The sequence below is a fragment of the Kribbella sp. NPDC002412 genome (assembly GCF_053592935.1).
Genome location: NZ_JBSFBL010000013.1, coordinates 50,065 through 67,475, shown reverse-complemented (window position 1 = coordinate 67,475; position 17,411 = coordinate 50,065). Strand labels below are relative to the sequence as shown.

Here is a 17,411-nt window from a genome sequence, read left to right as displayed (position 1 = left end):
TCAGTCGACGGCCGGTCCGCGCTCCTGCCTGGGCCGGAACTGCACCACCCGTCCGGCCGCTGCCGCACCCGACGCCGCGGCGCCCCCCGCCGCCGCACCCCCGCCCGGCCCAACGCCGGGCTCGACTGGCCTACCCACAGGCTCCACAGGCGCCGTTCGTGGCATCCCTGTCGCGCCTTGTCCGGTCTGTGATCCCAGGAAGCGCTGCAGGTCCGCCAGCGTTTCCTGCACCCGCTGCACGGCCTGGTGGGTCTTCAGGTCTGCGAGAAACTCCTGCTCGTGTGGCGACAGCGGTGGTTCGGAGCCCGGGTTAGCTGCGTAGTGCGCCTCCGCGTCCGCCAGGCGCTCGCTCAGGTCGGCGACGGCACGCTGCGCATGCTCCGCACCGAAGCGGGCCGCCTCCTCGGCGGTGGGCCGACCGGGCCGGGCCTCTTCGTAGTGCATCAGCGCGCCGAGCTCCTGCCGCAGTGACCTGGTGAGCCGGTCGCGCATCAGAGCGCGGTGAGACTCCGGCATCACGTCGCCCAGCCGCTTGTCGATGACCAGGTCGGCCAGCGCGTTGAACCGCTGCGGCCGTGGTGTCTTGTCGATCGTCGCCCAGAACTCGTCGGCCGGCCGGTCGGTGAGCACGGCCAGCGCGTCGACGCTGTCCGCCAGGCAACGGCTGACTGCCGGGTATCCCCAGTCGACCTCCGCGTCCAGGATCCCGGGCACCTCGCGGTCGAGCCCGATCTCCCGGATGACCTCGTCGGTGTCGCGTTCCGACCTGAGCACTGCTCGCGCCTCTTCGAGCGCGGTGTCCTCGGGTGACATCAACTTGACCGCGTCCGGGGACCTGTCGTCGCCGAGAACGCTCGTCTGGTGCTCCGCCTCGTGGACCAGCACGATCATCGCGAACCGAGCCCGCCACGGATCCGCGCCCGCCCGTACCAGCGGTTCCAGGACGATCGCCCGGTGCGCAGCGATCGGCCCACCGATCTGCGCGAAGGCCGCGTGCTGCCCGCCGATCTGCTCGTGCAACCGGAGGTTCCACTGCGACGGCATCCCGGTACGGCGTACGACGGCCTCGACAACCCTCGCCACCACCGCGTACTCCGGCGTCCCCGGCGGAATCAGCGCACCAAGACGCCCCCTCGAAGGATGGGCGACACTCACCCCCGAATCCTGCCGACCCGGCAGGTCACTCCACCCCGTGCCCGCGACTGCGCTGCGATATGACGCTCCGGATGGCACCCGGTGTCGACGAGGCGTCGGCGATGTTCGCGCCGCCGCCCAGACCGGGCCGTTGATCATCCAGGAACTTCCGCAAGTCACTGACGTCCCCGGCCGGTTGTTGCGCCTGCTGTCGTTGCCAGGCGAGCACCTCGTCCTCCCAGGTCTGTGCAGCCGGCTGCTGCTGTGCCTGCTGTGCCTGCTGCGCCGCCTGCGCGTGCTGTTGCTGTTGCTGTTGCCAGGCGAGGATCTCCTCTTCCCAGGTCCGCGGGACGTGCTGAGGTTCGACCGTCTCGCTGGGGGCCGGCGCGGTCAGCACGCGGTCGACCTCGGCCAGCGTCAGCCTGCCCACCTCGGCGCCGCGCGCGGCCTTCCCCTCGAGGTCGTCGCCCTCGACGGCCAGCACCGGGGCGAACTTCTCCTGCAGCGCCTGCTCGAGCCGGCCGCGAAGCTCCGCCACGTCGCCGGTGATCTCGTCGCGCCGAGCTTCGATCACCAGGTCCGCGACGACGCCGAACCGCTCGTTCGACCTGGTCCCCTGGAGCAGCCGGCCGACTTCGCCGGGCTCTCTGCCGGTCAGCGTGGCGACACCGCCGACCAGCTCTTTGCTCGCCGCCTGCAAGGCCGGATAGGCGTCGAGTCGTGGCTGGGTGAGCAACTCCGGGTACCTGACGTCCAGGTGCAGGGCCTGGATCACGTGATGGACGTTGTCCTGCGCCCAGTTCTCCGCCAGGCCCTCCTCGAAGGCTCGCTCGGCGGCCGAGAACCGGACGTTTCCGTCGGTGTCCTGCACCTCATGGCACAGGTGCAGTGACTCGTGGGTGAGCGTGACGAGCGCGTCCCGCAGGTTGTAGAGCTCAGCAGGTGTCAGCTCCTCGCCCCTGAACGCCCGTTCCAGGGGCTGCAGCACGGTCGCATCGCTGACGCTCATCCCGCCGTCCGGTCCGGCGGCCCCCTCAGCGCTGCTCAGCTCGAGGTAGATGCGTCCGTTCCACCGGGTCTGCGGCTGCTCCATGCGGCTCGCAACGGTCCGAATGACCGCCGCCACCCTCGCCCAGTCCTGCGACCTGGGGTCGAGCAGTCGCCCACGCCTGAATGCCATCGACCCCGTCTCCCGTTGGTTCGGGCAACCATAACCGGTCGCGGGGAGGGTGCCTGGGTTGTCAGACTGGGGGAATGGGTCACGTGGATGTCGGTGGGGTCGGGTTCGAGTTGCCGGACGGGCGGGTGTTGCTGGACGACATCACGTTTCGGGTCGGGGACGGCGCCAAGGTGGCGCTGGTCGGGGCGAACGGGTCGGGGAAGACCACGCTGACCCGGATCATCGCGGGGGACCTGAAGCCGCACAGCGGGAGCATTGCGCGGTCCGGTGGGCTCGGGGTGATGCGGCAGTTCGTCGGCTCGGTGCGGGACTCCTCGACCGTGCGCGACCTGCTGCTCTCGGTCGCCCCGGAGGCGATCCAGACCGCCGCGGCCGAGCTGGACAAGGCCGAGCTGGCGATGATGGAGGCCGACGACGAGAAGACCCAGCTCAAGTACGCGCAGGCCGTGGCGGACTGGGGCGAGGTCGGCGGGTACGACGCAGAGGTCCTCTGGGACGTCTGTACGACGGCCGCCCTCGGCATCCCGTTCGACCGGTGCCGCTGGCGTGAGGTGAAGACGCTGTCCGGCGGCGAGCAGAAGCGCCTGGTCCTGGAGGCGCTGCTGCGCGGACCGGACGAGGTCCTGATGCTGGACGAGCCGGACAACTACCTCGACGTACCGGGCAAGCGCTGGCTGGAGGAGCAGCTGCGGGCCACCGACAAGACCGTGCTCTACATCAGCCACGACCGCGAGCTGCTGGCGAACACGGCGACCCGGATCGTCACCGTGGAGCTCGGTGCGGCCGGCAACACGGTGTGGACGCACGGCGGCGGCTTCAAGACGTACCACGAGGCCAGGCAGCACCGGTTCGAGCGGTTCGAGGAGCTGCGCAAACGCTGGGACGAGGAGCACGCGAAGCTCCGCGCCCAGATGCTGATGTACAAGCAGAAGGCGGCGTACAACTCCGACATGGCCTCGCGCTACCGGGCCGCGCAGACCCGGCTGCGCAAGTTCGAGGAGGCCGGGCCGCCGCAGGCCATCCCGCGCGAGCAGAAGGTCAGCATGCGCCTCACCGGCGGCCGCACTGGCAAGCGCGCGGTGGTGTGCACCGCACTCGAGCTCACCGGTCTGATGAAGCCTTTCGACCTGGAGGTCTGGTACGGCGAACGCGTCGCCGTACTGGGGTCGAACGGGTCCGGCAAGTCGCACTTCCTCCGGCTGCTCGCCAACGGCGGCTCGGATCCGGACGTGGAGCACCGGCCGGTCGGCGACGTACAGATCGCTCCAGTGCGGCACACCGGCAACGCCAAGCTGGGTGCACGGGTGCGACCGGGGTGGTTCGCGCAGACGCATGAGCACCCGGAGCTGGTCGGCCGGACGCTGCTGGAGATCCTGCACCGGGGTGACGAGCACCGGGAGGGCATGGGACGCGAGCTGGCCTCGCGGAAGCTGGACCGGTACGAGCTGGCGCATGCCGCGGAGCAGACCTTCGACAGCCTGTCAGGTGGTCAGCAGGCCCGCTTCCAGATCCTGCTGCTCGAGCTGTCCGGCGCCACGCTCCTGCTGCTCGACGAGCCGACCGACAACCTCGACGTCGAGTCGGCCGAGGCGCTGGAGGAAGGTCTCGACTCGTTCGACGGCACGGTCCTCGCGGTGACCCACGACCGCTGGTTCGCCCGCGGGTTCGACCGCTACCTGGTCTTCGGCGCCGACGGCTCGGTCTACGAGTCCAACGAACCCGTCTGGGACGAAGGGCGCGTCGAGAGGGCCCGCTGACCCGTACAGTTCTCCCACGCCAACGAGGGGGGAGCTCGTCATGTCAGCAGACCTGGCCAAGCGCTGGGCCGGCACGGTCGTGCCCAGCTGGGTCTACCGCTGGCTGATGCCGGTCCTGTGGGTCGCTGCGACCACGGTGTCGCTGACGACGACCGAGGACGTGCCGTGCACGGAGGACCCCAGCATCTGTGCGCCTGACGTGGCGTTCGCGCTGACCTTGGTTCCTGCCTTCGCCTCGCTGGTCCTGTGGTGGTGGCAGCCTCGCGTCGCTGCCGTTGCGGGGCTGGTGTTCTTCGCGGCCCAGGTCTGGTACGACGGGGGCGCAGTACTAGCCGAGTGGGCGCTGTTCGCGTGTGCATGCCTCGCTCTGTTGGTCTGGTTCGCTGTCAGTCGTCGCAAGCAGGTCGCACTGACGGCTGACCTGCCGAGACGGCCGGTGGCGGTCCCTGCAGCGAAGCCGCTGGGCCTGTCGGGGCGGCTCGTTGTTGCAGTCCTGCTGCTGGTGGCAGGAGCAGCTGGTCTCGGGGTCATGCGGTGGCAGGACCAGCAGGAGCAGGTGCATCTGCAGCGGGCCGTGGAGCAGACAGCCGTCGCCGGTGACAGCCACGACGATGAGCTGGAGCTCAGGCTGCCGGATGGCAACCGGCGGTTCATCATCCCGCTGGACGACTACGAGCCAGGGACCCAGATCCCGGTGCTGATCGATCCGGCGGATGACGAGTGGGTCCGGCTGCGCGTGGAGCCCGCGGACTACACGCACTGGTATGCGGTGGCCGGTGGCGCGTGGTTGCTGGCGCTTCTCCTTGCCTACCGGGACATCCGGCGACGTCGAGCCCGCCCTCGCCAGTCATGGACCGCCGCCGGCCTCCCCGTCCGGATCACACCGGACGCCTCGGCAGACTTCGTCATCAGCCTCAGCAACAGCACCACCGCACTAGCCTTCCTACCAGCCGCCCTGGACGACGCGGCAGCGGACGACCGGCTGTTCGACGCGATCGATCAGCTCGACGACGACGAGCCGGACGCGCCGGCTTCCGTTCGCCAGGAATGGCTCCAGACGGTCCAGCGCTACCAGGGTGAGGCCTTGCTGGTGGGGGAGCTCGCCGAAGGTGGTTGGCCGACGGTGCTGCTGGGTGACCTCGCGCTGCGCCCGACGGCTCCGATGCGTGCACCGCGCCGGCTGCCCTGGAGTGTCGAGGCCGCCGCCAGCTTGCCTACGTCGGTGAACGTCGACCCGAGGAACGTGCACGCCGAGTTCAGGCTCGTCGACGCGGCGCGGGAGACGCCGCCACTGCCTTGGTCGGTGCCTAGCGAGCCGGCCGCGTGGTGGTGCTGGCCTGCGCTGATCGGGGCGTTGCTGGGCGGGCCTGTCGCGGTCGCGTGGTTCGTGAGTGTTGGTGACTGGTTCCCGGCGATCGGTGCGGTGGTCGCGGCCGCGACGGTGCTGCGCTTCCTCAGCGACGACCTTTTCGATCGCGTCAGTGTGTCGGCCGACGAGGTGCGCTTCCGGCGTGGCTGGTCCGAGCTGGTCGTGGACTGGCGAACGGTCGACTCGGTCGAGGTGCACAGCAACTGGGTAGCACTCAGGGCCGGCCGCGACAGCCACCAGATCACTCGGCTAAAGCGTCCCGTAGACGTGGCTGCAGTCCTCGAGGCGCTACGGCTCAGAGCGCGGACCGGACTACCGGCCACACCGGCCCGGCGCCGGCTCAACCCGCAGGCACTGGTCGATACGCTCTTCTTCGCGGCGTGTGTGGGGGCCGCCCTCCTAGCACGTCTGGTCTAAGGGCTGACGCACCAGCCGTCGCGGTAGGCCGCCCAGTTGTCCGCGGTGGCAGTGAAGTCGACGTACATGGCCAGGCCGAAGTTCTGACGGTTTGACTTGCCCAGACCGAGCCGCGCGCCCCGGACCGCCGCGGCGACCGTCTCCGCGTGGCCCCAATGCGACGGGTTGTTCTCCCAGTACGCCGGTAGGCCCATGAGGAGGTCCGTTGATGCCGGTGTCGCCTCCAGCGCCAGCTTGGTCTGCTGCGCGACATAGCCGCCGTACAAGGACTCCAGAGGCATCGCGGTGTCGTAGGACATGACGGCGATCTGCTCGACGCGGCGGGCGACCTCGGCGAAGTAGTCCTGCGACCACCACTTGCCCTCGCCGGCGATTGCCAGTGGGAGTGCGTTGACCCGCCACAGCGGCTCCAGTTGAGCAGCCGCGACGGACAGCGGAACGCCGCGCTTCTCCGTCAGCACATGCGTTTCGTCCAGTACGGCGAGGAAGCCGGCCGACCCGGAGTGCACCGGCTCGAAGTCGAAGTGGATGCCCTGAAACCCCTGGTCCAGTACGGCGGCCGACGACGCCACCACGCGTGTCCGCACCGCCGGATCGTCCAGGTCCATGCCCGGGTTCTTCCCCGGCTGCACGATGTCCCCCAGCCAGGCCTGCACGCGTACGGCGGGAGCCGCAGCCTTCATGGCCGTCGTGAACCACTGCGCCCGCGGCGACACCTTGGCCAGCGGCAGCGTGCCGTCGTGCTCCAGCGGACCGGCGTGCACGTAGAGGTCCCGAATCCCCGTGCCCTCGAGCTGACGGGCCAGCGCGGTCACGTCGGCCTCGGTCTTCCGCCCGTCCATCCAGGCATGGCCCAGCCACAGTGCGTCGTTGTTGCGCGTCCGGGCTTCGGCTGCCGGTTCACCGACGTACTGGATCCGCAGCGACACCGCGAAGGCGCTGAGCGGCACCGGCACAAGCAGCACGAAGACCAGGACGACGAGCAGCACGACCCGGCGCCGGCGCGACCAGGTCTTCCAGCGCCGCCTCACGGACGCAGGCCGTCGAACACCAGCGCGAGCATCCGGTCGCGGACCTCCGGCTCGAGCCCGACCGCGGTCGCACCGCGGGACGCGCCGATCAGCAGCGCGTACACCTCGGCCAGCCCGGCATCACGCCGTACTGCGCCGGTCTCCTGAGCCCGGGTGAGGAGGGTGCCGAACGCTTCCCGCAGCCCCGCGCCCGCCTTCCGGGCATCCGCGCCGCCCAGCGAGCCGGCCGCCGTGAGCGCCTCGGCGATCGCGAGCTTGGACGCGGACTCCGACACCACCTGGGTGAAGAACCCGAAGAACGCCTGACCGGGATGGTTGCTGGCGGCAAGTTCGAGGGCGGTGTCGCGCAACCGCTCGAGCCGCAGCGTGAGCACTGCCTCGAGCAGCTCGGTCTTGGTCGGGAAGTGCCGGAACACCGTCGCGATCCCGACCCCGGCCAGCTTCGCCACGTCGTCGGTGGACGCGTTCGGCGACCGGCCGAACACCTCGTCCGCCGCGGTCATGATCCTGGCCCGGTTGTCCCGCGCGTCTGCTCGCACCCTGCTCCCCTCTCGCCCCTTCAGCCTAGGAGACGCCGCCGCCCACCATTGGGTTGTAACCGAAGTGGGTACTCCGTATATTCGGAGTCGATACTCCGTTTAATCGATGAGAGGGTCCGTCCCGATGACTCCCGAAGAGGTCTTCCTGAAACTCGTCCATGGCGTCGCCGACCGCGACTTCGACGCCCTCCCGGCGCTGTACGCCGAGCAGACCGACGTCCGGCACCCGATGAACCCGTACGGCGACCGGCCGCTGCTCAGCCGGGACGCGCTGAGTGAGCACTTCGGGGTGAACGCCCCGCGGGCGGTCGAGTCGATCCGGTTCCGGCCGGAGAACATCCGGGTCCACCAGACCGCCGACCCGGAGGTGATCGTCGCCGAGTTCGAGTACGCCGGGACCGTGCTGGCGAGCGGGGAGCCGTTCCGGGCGCCGGCGATCTTCGTGCTGCGGGTCCGCGACGGGCTGATCGTGGAGTCCCGTGACTACATCGACCACGTGGCGATGGCCAAGGCCCGCGGCCAGGTCGGCCAACTGGTCGAAAAACTGCAGGAACCGGCCGGCGCCCCTGCCGCGTCGTAGTCGGCAGAGGCGCCGGATGGCCCCGGACCGAGGCATCAAGCCCGCCTGGGGCCATCTCCAATCCGGACCGGCATCGCGGTCAGCGCCTTCGCGGCGACGACCAGGCCGGCCGCGGCCAGCACGATGTCCTTCAGCACGTACTGCGCCTCCAGCGTCGGGGTGCCGGGGAACAGGTCGCCGAAGAACAGCACCAGCGGCGACATGATCCCGACCAGCGAGAACCCGAGCACCAGCAGTCCGGTGCGCAGGAACTTTCCGGTGACCAGGGTCAGCCCGATGAAGCACTCCAGCAGCGCGGTCAGCAGGACGGCGTTGCGTCCCTCTATGACGCCGAGGGTCAGCGTGTCGATGGTCCGCATCACCAGGGCCTCCGCCGGGCTGGCGCCCGGGAAGAACTTCAGCAGTCCGAACCCGAGGAAGACCAGGCCCAGGCTGACCCGCAGGATGTCGACGCTGCGCTGCCCGAGCCAGTCGGCGATCTTGTTTCCCTTGTGGAGCAAGGCGTTCATGGTGGTTTCTCCCTGTCACAGTCGATGTCCACCACAGCGTCGCCGCCGGACTGCGCCTACCGCGTCCGGCAGTCGACGGCAGTTCGCCTACCCCAGCCGCGGTACGACTCAGGGAGACCCTGAGGCCGCCGGGAGTACGTCACTCGAGCCGGCGGCCGTCCAGGTCGAGGCGCCGGACGGTGGTCTCGGCAAAGCGCCCGCGGTCCCGCACGTCCGGGTACGGCGTGACCGTCACCGTCTGCTTCTCGATCCGAAGCACCTCGCGGATCAGCGCCTCCCGCAACTGCGCGGCGACCGTCTGATGCCCGGCGCTGTCGATCAGGTTGTCGAGCTCGTACGGGTCGGCGGTCAGGTCGTACAACGCCTTCTCCACATAGCGATCCGCCGCCGGCTCGTCACCGATCTCCGGTGCGTGGACGTAGTACTTCCACCGCTCCGTGCGCACCGCACGGCCGACCTCGGACTCGCTCACCTGGATCAGCACCGGCTCACTGACCGTCCGCTGCCGCAGGGGTACGCCGTCCAGATGATCAGGCAACTCGATTCCGGCTGCGTCGAGCACCGTCGGTACTACGTCGACCGTGCTGACAGGTACTCCGACGCGAGTACCACCGCGGTAGCCGGGACCCTCGACGACCAGCGGGATCCTGACCGATCCGTCATGCGGCGACCGCTTGTACTCGCTGTTCCGCGTCTTGAAGTGCGACCCGTGGTCCGAGGTGTAGACGACGAGGGTGTCGTCGAGCAGGTCCAGGCTGACCAAGGCGTCGCGGAGTCTGCCAAGGCACTCATCGACCCGCTTGATCTGGCCGTAGTACCCGGCGGCGTGCTGGTGCGCCGTACCTGGGAGGGAGGCAAGGTCCGGTGGCAACCAGGCGCCGTTGTAGGTGTCCCGGTAGACCTCCGGGGCCGGGTAGTCGTCGTGCTCGTTCTGGTGGTGTGGCTCGATCAGCGACAGGAAGAGCATGAACGGGCGGTCATCGGCCGAGGCTCTGGCGACATACCGGATCGCTGCGTCCGTCAACGCGTCGGGGCGGTAGCCGGGCAGGCGGACGGGCTCGCCGTCCCGGTCGTACACGACGGTCCGGTACGCGTCCGAGGTGAACTCGAGCAGGTTCGACGCGAGCCAGAAGTCGTATCCACCCTGCTCCTCGACGGGCACCGGCTCCTGCGTTCCGAGGTGCCATTTGCCGATGTAGCCGGTCTGGTAGCCGGCCGCGCCGAACAGCCGGCCCAGCGTGGGCGCGTCGGTCGGCAGCGGCACGTTGTTGCGGTAGACGCCGGTGTTGGTCGGGTACATGCCCGTCTGCATGGCCGCACGGGCCGGTGCGCAGACGGGGTTGGTCGTGCAGGCTGCCTCGAACGACGTGCCGTGCCGGGCCATCAGGTCGAGGTTGGGCGTGATGCCCAGCGGGCTCCCGACGGTGTCCCAGCGCTGCTGGTCGGTGAAGAAGACGATCACGTTAGGGCGCATCAGAGTCCTCACTTGAGGCCGGAGAGCGTGATGCCCTCGACCAGGAATTTCTGGGTGATCACGAAGAACACCGCGGTCGGGACGAACAGCAGCAGGGCGCCGGCCGCGGTCAGGTTCCACTGGGTGAAGTACTCCTGGTTGAACAGTGTCAGCCCGATCGGCAGCGTGCGCATCTCGGTCCGGCTGGTGGCGATCAACGGCCAGAGGAACTCGTTCCACTGGAACACGAAGGTGAACAGGCCGAGCACCGCCAGCGCGGGCTTGCACTGCGGCAGGATCACCCGCAGGTAGATCCGGAACTCGCCGGCGCCGTCCACCCGGGCCGCCTCGATCAGTTCGTCCGGCAGCGGCCGGATGAACTGCCGCATCAAGAAGATGCCGTAGGCATCCATCAGGAACGGCACGATCAGGCCCTGGTAACTGTCGATCCAGCCGAGGTTCGCGAAGATCGCGTAGATCGGCAGCATCCGGACGAAGAACGGCACCATCAGCGTGGACAGCACCGCGACGAACGCGATCCGCTTGCCCGGGAAGTCCATCTTCGCGAACACGTACCCGACCAGCGGGTCGAAGACCAGGTGCGCGACCGTGATCGCCCCGGCCATCACGAAGCTGTTCACGAAGAACCGCCCGAACGGCGCGGCCTCGAACAACCGGGTGAAGTTCTGCCACTGCAGGTCGGCCGGCCACAGCACCGGATCACCGGACTGCACCTCGGCGTCACTCTGCAACGCCAGCACGATCATGTAGAGCAGCGGCAGCACGGTGACCAGGCCGAGCGCGACCAGTACGGCGTACGCCGCCACCCGGTCGCCGGGGAAGAGTCGTTCACGCATGGGTCCGGTCCCCGATCCGCAACTGCAGCAGCGACAGCACGAGGACGACGAGCAGCAGCAGGACGGACAGCGCCGACGCGTAGCCGAAGTCGTTGTCGTTGAACGCGACGATGAACAGCCGGTGGGCGTAGAGCGAGGTCGCGTTGCCGGGGCCGCCGCCGGTGACTATGTACGGCAGAGCAAACTGCTGCAACGTACTGATCAATCCGATGATCGAAACAAATAACGTTGTCGGCGCGAGCAGCGGCAGCGTGATCGCGAAGAACCGGCGCCACGGCCCGGCCCCGTCGATCCGCGCGGCCTCGTAGTACAGACCTGGGATCCCTTGCAGGCCGGCCAGGAACAGCACCATCGTGTACCCCGCACCGGACCAGACCGTGATGCCGACGATCGTCGCCAGCGGGTGGGTGCTCAGCCAGGTCTGCCCGGGCAGACCGACGGACTCGAGCAGCCGGTTGAGGATCCCGACCTGCGGATCGAGGATGTTGCGCCACAGCAGGCCGACGATCGACACGGACGTCAGGTACGGGATCAGGAGCACCGAGCGGAACAGCGTGCGGCCCGGCAGCGCCTGGTTGAGGATCACGGCCAGTCCGAGGCCCACCGCCGTACCGACGATCAGAGTGCCTGCGGCGTACAGCAAGGTGATCAGGAACGAGTGCACCACCTCGGGGTCGCTCAGCGCCCGGCTGAAGTTGCCCAGGCCGACGAACGTCACCCCGTCGGCGTCGTACAGGCCGGTCAGCAACTGGTTGCCGATCGGGAGGAAGAACAGCAGGGTGAAGAACAGCACCGCCGGAGTCAGGAACAGCCATGCGGTCGCCGCCTGCCGCCGACGGGTCACAGGGCGGCCCCGGCCTGCTTGCGGAACTCGGCCAGCGTCTGCTCGACCGGAGCGTGCTGGATGATCATCTGCTGGTAGGCCTTCTTCCACAGCTCGGTGATCTGCGCGGCCTTCCCACTGGCGGAGAGCTGGACGTCCTGCTTCGCCACCACCGCGAGCGCCTTGGCGATCGTCGCCAGGTTCGGGTCCGCGGCGACGGCCGGGTCGGCGGCCCAGCTCTTGCGCGGCATCGACATGCCGGACTCCTTGGTGGCGGCCAGCTCGGTCTTCACCGCGGTCAGCTTGGTCAGCAGCTCCCACGACAGCTTCGGGTCCCGCGCCTTGGTCGGGATCATCAGGCCGGCGCCGGCCATCGACGAGGCCTGGACCGCGCCGGTCAGCGGTACGGCGAGGCCGAGGTCGATGTCCGGGCTGCCCTGCCGGATCGGGCCGATGTCCCACGGCCCGGACACGAACATCGCGGCCCGCTTCGCGGAGAACAGCTTCTGCGGACCGGAGTAGTCCGTCGTCGCCACCGGTGCGGGGGAGACCTTGTGGGTGTAGATCAGGTCCTGCATGAACTGCAGCGCGGTCCGGGCGCCATCGGCGGGCATCATGAACTGCTTGCCGGCGACCTGGCTGAAGTCCACCTTCTGCTGGCTGTAGAACGGACCCGCGTAGCTGGCGTCGGCATTGAGCGCCGTACCGCTGAGCTTGTCCTTGGTCGTGGACCTGGCGATCTCGAGGAACTCGTCCCACGTCGTCGGCGCCTTGTCGACCATCGCCTTGTTGTAGAAAACCAGGCCGTTGGCGGTCAGGTGCAGCGGGATCGAGTACGTCTTGCCTTCGTACTGCCGGGCGACGACGGCCTGGTCGATGAAGTCGCCGGGGAAGCCGAACGCCTGGTCCGCCTTGGCGAACTCGTCCAGCGCCAGCACGTTGCCGGCCAGCCCGTACTGCGTCCCGGTCCCGGCGGACACCTCTTCGACCAGGTCCGGCACGTTCCCGGACCGGAAGTCGGCGGTCAGCTTGGTGGTCAGGTCCGGCCACTGGAACTTCTGCCAGTTCATCTGCAGGTCGTGGTCCTTGCCGAACTGGTCGATCACCTCCTTGTAGGCCTGGTAGCCGTGCCCGGCGTTCCAGTAGATGGTGAACGTCCGGGCGTCCTGCGTCTTCGCCCCCGGCGTGGCCGGCGCGCAGGCCGTGCCCACCGCGCCGAGGACGGTGGCGCCGAGCCCGAGCTGGAGGAACGAGCGGCGGTCGATTGAGGGCATGACGAACCTTTCGAAGGTGCTGGTACGGCGGGGTTGCTTACGCGGATTCGCGGTGGTTCAGGACCCAGGGCATGGAGAGCTCCCGGGCGGGCAGAGTGGGATCGTCGATGCGTGCGAACAGCGCCTCGACCATCTCGGTGAAGTCGAGCTGGTACATGCCGACACTGGTCAGCGGCGGCAGCGAGTACGTCGCCTCGCGGGTGTTGCCGGTCCCGATCACGGCCAGGTCGTCCGGCACCTTCACGCCGCGGTCCACGGCGGCCTGCAAGGCGGCGAACCCACCACGGTCGGACTCGGAGACGATGGCGTCCGGCGGCTTCGGTGAGTCGAGCAGCTCGCGGACCACCAGCACCGCGTCCTCCCGGGACGCCGCGCCGACCCGGACCAGTGCCGGGTCGACCTCGAGGCCATGGGCGTGCAGGGCGTCGACGTACCCGAGGTAGCGGTCGTCCTGTGCGCCGGTGTGGGAGAGGAAGGCGATGCGCTCCCGCCCGGCGTCGAGGAGGTAGGTGGTGGCTTCGGCCAGCGCCTTGCGGACGTTGTTGCGGATGACGTCGACCCCGGGCATCCGGAGGTTGTCGCTGAACGCCATCAGCGCGCGAGTGGAGCGGCGGGCCGCGGTGAGGTCCAGGTCGTCGCTCAGACCTGGGGTGAAGATCGCGCCGTCGATGTGCCCGCGGGTGATGACTCTGAGGGACTGGGCCGCGCGGTCCAGACGCCGTACCGGGACGCCGATGACGGAGTAGCCATGCGCGGCCGCGATGTCCTCGCACTGCAACGTCAACCGATCCAGCCACGGCCCGACCGGCGGCGCGTACACCAGCGCGATCAACTCCGACCGCTGCCGCCGGAGACTCCGAGCCGCGGTGTTCCCCTTGTACCCCAGCCGCCGAGCCGCCTCCTCGACCCGCGTCCGAGTCGCCTCCGGCAACGGCGTGGTCCGGTCCGCGCGCCCGCTCAACACATACGAACAGGTAGCCACCGAAACCCCAGCAGCCTCCGCCACATCCCGAAGCGTCGTCCGCTCTTCCCTACCCATGGTGAAAGCATTAACCTGACCAGAGAGAGGGTCAATACCCCTAAGTTGGTTAATTCTATAGACATTAACCAACCGGACACCGCCCCAAATGACACCGCCTCCGGCCGGCGACAGTTCTTCCGGCCGCCTCCGGCGGCGCCGCCAACTGGTGATCCGCTCTCCTGTGACCGGCGGACGGGCGATGTGTGCACTGGCGGATGTGGACAGCGGGATGTCCTGGCGGGTCGTGGCCGACGGGCTCACCCGGGTGGGCTTTGGAGGCCGACCAACAGGTCCGCCCCGGCGCCGGTGGGCCGGTCAGGGGTGACGTGCCCACTGTGATCGCGGGCGGATGTCGAGAGTCTTGGGGTGGCTTCGTCTCTCGGGTAAATGCGGCAGCGTTGCCGCTTCGTCGTACGTCCTGGGAGGACAGCCATGCGCAAACTCATAGTTCAGCAGTGGGTTACCGTCGACAACGTCGCTGCGGAGGAGGACGGGGGCCTCAGCTTTGTGTCGGGGGAGCCGTTTGACGACGAGGTCACCGACGATCCCTTCAAGAACAGCATGATGGGCTTCATCGACTCGGTCGACACGATGATTCTCGGCGCCAACACGTACAACCAGTCCAAGGGCTACTGGCCGTACGCCGACGACCAGGGTGAGTACGGCAGGAAGCTCAACAACCTCACCAAGTTCGTCGCCTCGTCGACACTGGAGGACGCGCCGTGGGGCGACTTTCCGGCCGCGACCGTGACGCGTGACCCGGCCGCCACCGTCCGGGAGCTCAAGGAGCAGAGCGGCAAGGACATCTGGTTGTGGGGGAGCTTGAAACTCATGCGCTCCCTGCTGGACGCCGGCCTGGTCGACGAAGTCCGGATGCTGGTCTGCCCGGCGACACGTGGCAAGGGGACGCGCGTTTTCGAGGATCGGCAGAACCTGAAGGTGGTCGAGGCCACCGCGTTCGACAACGACGTCGTACTCCTGCGTTACGAGATCAAGAAGTAGGTGGGGGGCGGTCGTCGGGGTCGGTGAAGTTGTAGTGCCGGGCGAGCTCGGCTGGCCGGACTACCTGGCCGGTCAGGCGGATCACGTCGGGGTCGGTGGCCAGGGCGGCTACGGCGCGGCCGACGAATTGTGGCGACTCCGAGTCGGACAGGTCGAAGTGTTCGGCGGCTCGGAGGACCGACTCGGTGCGCACCAGGCCTGGGTGGAGGGACACCGCCGTCACGCCATGGTCGGTCAGGTCGTGGGCCATGCAGGCGATCATGTGGTCGGTCGCGGCCTTGGCGGCGCCGTACGCGACGCCGGCGTCGGTCTTCTCGGCGGCGTCGGACGAGACGTTGACGATCAGGCCTGAGCGCTGGGCGACCATGGTTGGTACGGCGGCCACGGTGGTGACGTAATGGGCGCGTACGCCGACCTGGAACATCGCGTCCCAGCGCTCGACCGGCGCGGTCCAGAAGCCGGACTCGAGCCAGAACTCCGTGCCGTCCCAGAAGTACTCGTAGCCGCCCCAGACGTTGTTCACCAGTACGTCGAGGCGCCCGGCCTCCGCCACCACCTGCGCGACGGCCCGCCTCGTCTGCTCGTCGTCGCGATGGTCGCAAACGATCGCCACCCCGCGCCCACCCAACGCGGTCACTTCCGCCGCGGTCTCCCGAAGGTTGCCGCTCAACCCGGTCCCCGCCGCCTGGCCGACCTCAGTCCGCCCAGTCACATAGACCGTCGCACCCTGCTCGCCAAGCCCGAGCGCGATCCCCTTCCCCACACCCCGACTAGCCCCGGTAACCAGCGCAACTTTCCCCTCCAACGTCCCCATCCACCGAAGCTAACCGACCCCAGGAGTTAACGCCGCCCCCTGGCTTGACAGGGAGCCCGCATCGGTTTCCGCTCGAAGGCGCGCGGGGGGATATCCGGTGCTGTTGTGCCTTCTCCTCTGGTGTGCGAGGGGAGAAGGCACAACGCGAAGGGATATCCGCGCCCGTTGTAGGCGACGACTGGGATGCGGACGAGCCGGCGCATGCGCGGTGGGCGCGCCGCCGGAGGCTTCCGGAAGGACTGGCGCCGCCGGAGGTGGTGTCCCTCAAACACAAAACGGCCCCTCCGGGTGGAGGGGCCGTTCGAGCGGTGGGTCAGCGGTCGCCCATGGGGACGTACTGGGTGCCGCGTTCGCCGGTGTAGATCTGCTTGGGGCGGGCGATCTTCTGGTCGCCGTCGTTCAGCATCTCCAGCCACTGGGCCAGCCAGCCCGAGGTGCGGGGGATGGCGAACAGGACGGTGAACATCTCCGGCGGGAACTGCAGGGCCTCGTAGATCAGGCCGGAGTAGAAGTCGACGTTCGGGTAGAGCTTGCGGGAGACGAAGTACTCGTCCTCCAGCGCGATCTTCTCCAGCTCGACGGCGATCTTCAGCAGCGGGTTGATCCCGGTCACCTCGAAGACGTCGTCGGCGGCCTTCTTGATGATCTTGGCCCGCGGGTCGTAGTTCTTGTAGACCCGGTGGCCGAAGCCCATCAGCCGCTCTTCGCCGTTCTTCACACCCTCGATGAACGACGGGACGTTCTCGTTCGAGCCGATCCGGCGCAGCATCTTCAGCACCGCCTCGTTGGCGCCGCCGTGCAGCGGGCCGTAGAGCGCGCCGATGCCGCCGGCAACGGCGGTGTACGGGTCGACCTGGGTGGAGCCGATCGCCCGGACCGCGTTGGTGGAGGCGTTCTGCTCGTGGTCGGCGTGCAGGATGAACAGGATCTCCAGCGCCCGCACCAGCCGGTCGTCGGCGGCGTACTTGGGCTCGCTCATCTTGAACAGCATCGACAGGAAGTTCGCCGTGTAGCTGAGCTCGTTGTCCGGGTACACGTACGGCTTGCCCTGGGCGTGCCGGAAGGCGAACGCGCCGAGCGTCGGCATCTTCGCGATCAGCCGCCGGATCTGCAGCGCCCGGGACTCCTCGTCGAAGATGTTGCGCGACTCGGGGTAGAAGGTGGACAGCGCGCCGACCGAGGCCAGCAGCATGCCCATCGGGTGGGCGTCGTACCGGAAGCCCTGCATGAAGGTCTTCAGGTTCTCGTGGACGAACGTGTGATACGTCACGTCGTGCGCCCAGGCCTCGTACTCCGCCTTGTTCGGCAGCTTGCCGTTCACCAGGAGGTAGGCCACCTCGAGGTAGTTCGACTGCTCGGCGAGCTGCTCGATCGGGTAGCCGCGGTACTCCAGGATGCCCTTGTCGCCGTCGATGAAGGTGACGGAGGAGCGGCAGGAGGCGGTGTTGACGAAGCCGGGGTCGTAGGTGGCCAGGCCCCCGTCGCCGTCGGTTGCGCTGATCTGCTTGAGATCCGCGGCACGGATGGTGCCATCGGTGATGGCAAGGTCGAAGTCCTTGCCGGTCCGGTTGTCCCGGACGGTGAGCGACTGTTCGGTCACAATGCCCTCTTCGGAAGCTGGCGTCATCGCCTGGATGAGTGAGGGTAAGTC

Annotated in this window: 16 protein-coding genes; 4 read left to right on the top strand and 12 right to left on the bottom strand. The window is 68.5% G+C overall.

Annotated features, from left to right (window positions below):
- Together ACWCOV_RS13280 and ACWCOV_RS13275 are read right to left on the bottom strand one after the other, a co-directional pair.
- Positions 1 to 1,155: a hypothetical protein gene (locus ACWCOV_RS13280; RefSeq protein WP_449829498.1), complete on the bottom strand. Its 1,155-nt coding sequence runs from the start codon at positions 1,153 to 1,155 to the stop codon at positions 1 to 3.
- A 25-nt stretch (positions 1,156 to 1,180) separates the two neighbouring features.
- Positions 1,181 to 2,227, bottom strand: a complete 1,047-nt coding sequence (locus ACWCOV_RS13275) for a hypothetical protein (RefSeq protein ID WP_449829497.1) — start codon at positions 2,225 to 2,227, stop codon at positions 1,181 to 1,183.
- A 161-nt stretch (positions 2,228 to 2,388) separates the two neighbouring features.
- Here ACWCOV_RS13275 and ACWCOV_RS13270 point away from each other — a divergent pair, with 161 nt between their 5' ends.
- Complete coding sequence (locus ACWCOV_RS13270; RefSeq protein WP_449829496.1) at positions 2,389 to 4,071, top strand: ABC-F family ATP-binding cassette domain-containing protein; 1,683 nt, start codon at positions 2,389 to 2,391, stop codon at positions 4,069 to 4,071.
- A gap of 40 nt (positions 4,072 to 4,111) precedes the next feature.
- Complete coding sequence (locus ACWCOV_RS13265) at positions 4,112 to 5,857, top strand: hypothetical protein (RefSeq protein ID WP_449829495.1); 1,746 nt, start codon at positions 4,112 to 4,114, stop codon at positions 5,855 to 5,857.
- Here the strand turns inward: ACWCOV_RS13265 and ACWCOV_RS13260 are convergent.
- Positions 5,854 to 6,888 carry a hypothetical protein gene (locus tag ACWCOV_RS13260; protein WP_449829494.1) on the bottom strand — a complete coding sequence of 345 codons (1,035 nt, stop codon included), beginning with the start codon at positions 6,886 to 6,888 and terminating at the stop codon, positions 5,854 to 5,856. The two genes, ACWCOV_RS13265 and ACWCOV_RS13260, sit on opposite strands and share 4 nt — an antisense overlap.
- Positions 6,885 to 7,427, bottom strand: coding sequence for a TetR/AcrR family transcriptional regulator (locus ACWCOV_RS13255; RefSeq protein WP_449829493.1), 543 nt, complete (start codon positions 7,425 to 7,427; stop codon positions 6,885 to 6,887). The genes ACWCOV_RS13260 and ACWCOV_RS13255 overlap by 4 nt, the downstream gene beginning before the upstream one ends.
- 124 nt (positions 7,428 to 7,551) lie before the next feature.
- On the opposite strand from ACWCOV_RS13255, the gene ACWCOV_RS13250 reads away from it, so the two are divergent.
- Positions 7,552 to 8,007: a nuclear transport factor 2 family protein gene (locus ACWCOV_RS13250; RefSeq protein ID WP_449829492.1), complete on the top strand. Its 456-nt coding sequence runs from the start codon at positions 7,552 to 7,554 to the stop codon at positions 8,005 to 8,007.
- A gap of 35 nt (positions 8,008 to 8,042) precedes the next feature.
- Here the strand turns inward: ACWCOV_RS13250 and ACWCOV_RS13245 are convergent, their stop codons facing one another.
- The 6 genes from ACWCOV_RS13245 to ACWCOV_RS13220 form a co-directional block, all read right to left on the bottom strand.
- Positions 8,043 to 8,516, bottom strand: coding sequence for a DoxX family protein (locus tag ACWCOV_RS13245; RefSeq protein ID WP_449829491.1), 474 nt, complete (start codon positions 8,514 to 8,516; stop codon positions 8,043 to 8,045).
- A gap of 139 nt (positions 8,517 to 8,655) precedes the next feature.
- Complete coding sequence (locus tag ACWCOV_RS13240) at positions 8,656 to 9,990, bottom strand: sulfatase-like hydrolase/transferase (protein WP_449829490.1); 1,335 nt, start codon at positions 9,988 to 9,990, stop codon at positions 8,656 to 8,658.
- Between the two features lie 8 nt (positions 9,991 to 9,998).
- Positions 9,999 to 10,826, bottom strand: coding sequence for a carbohydrate ABC transporter permease (locus ACWCOV_RS13235; protein WP_449829489.1), 828 nt, complete (start codon positions 10,824 to 10,826; stop codon positions 9,999 to 10,001).
- Complete coding sequence (locus ACWCOV_RS13230; protein ID WP_449829488.1) at positions 10,819 to 11,670, bottom strand: carbohydrate ABC transporter permease; 852 nt, start codon at positions 11,668 to 11,670, stop codon at positions 10,819 to 10,821. The genes ACWCOV_RS13235 and ACWCOV_RS13230 overlap by 8 nt, the downstream gene beginning before the upstream one ends.
- Positions 11,667 to 12,923, bottom strand: a complete 1,257-nt coding sequence (locus ACWCOV_RS13225) for an ABC transporter substrate-binding protein (protein WP_449829487.1) — start codon at positions 12,921 to 12,923, stop codon at positions 11,667 to 11,669. The genes ACWCOV_RS13230 and ACWCOV_RS13225 overlap by 4 nt, the downstream gene beginning before the upstream one ends.
- Positions 12,924 to 12,960: 37 nt before the next feature.
- Positions 12,961 to 13,962 (bottom strand): LacI family DNA-binding transcriptional regulator, encoded by a 1,002-nt coding sequence (locus ACWCOV_RS13220; RefSeq protein ID WP_449829486.1) that lies wholly within the window; start codon positions 13,960 to 13,962, stop codon positions 12,961 to 12,963.
- Between the two features lie 414 nt (positions 13,963 to 14,376).
- Here ACWCOV_RS13220 and ACWCOV_RS13215 point away from each other — a divergent pair, with 414 nt between their 5' ends.
- A complete protein-coding gene (locus ACWCOV_RS13215; protein ID WP_449829485.1) occupies positions 14,377 to 14,946 on the top strand; it encodes a dihydrofolate reductase family protein in 570 nt (189 codons plus the stop codon).
- On the opposite strand, the gene ACWCOV_RS13210 is transcribed toward ACWCOV_RS13215, so the two are convergent.
- Positions 14,936 to 15,760 (bottom strand): SDR family NAD(P)-dependent oxidoreductase, encoded by an 825-nt coding sequence (locus ACWCOV_RS13210; RefSeq protein ID WP_449829484.1) that lies wholly within the window; start codon positions 15,758 to 15,760, stop codon positions 14,936 to 14,938. The two genes, ACWCOV_RS13215 and ACWCOV_RS13210, sit on opposite strands and share 11 nt — an antisense overlap.
- Before the next feature lie 313 nt (positions 15,761 to 16,073).
- A complete protein-coding gene (locus ACWCOV_RS13205; protein WP_449829483.1) occupies positions 16,074 to 17,360 on the bottom strand; it encodes a citrate synthase in 1,287 nt (428 codons plus the stop codon).
- Positions 17,361 to 17,411 lie beyond the last annotated feature (51 nt).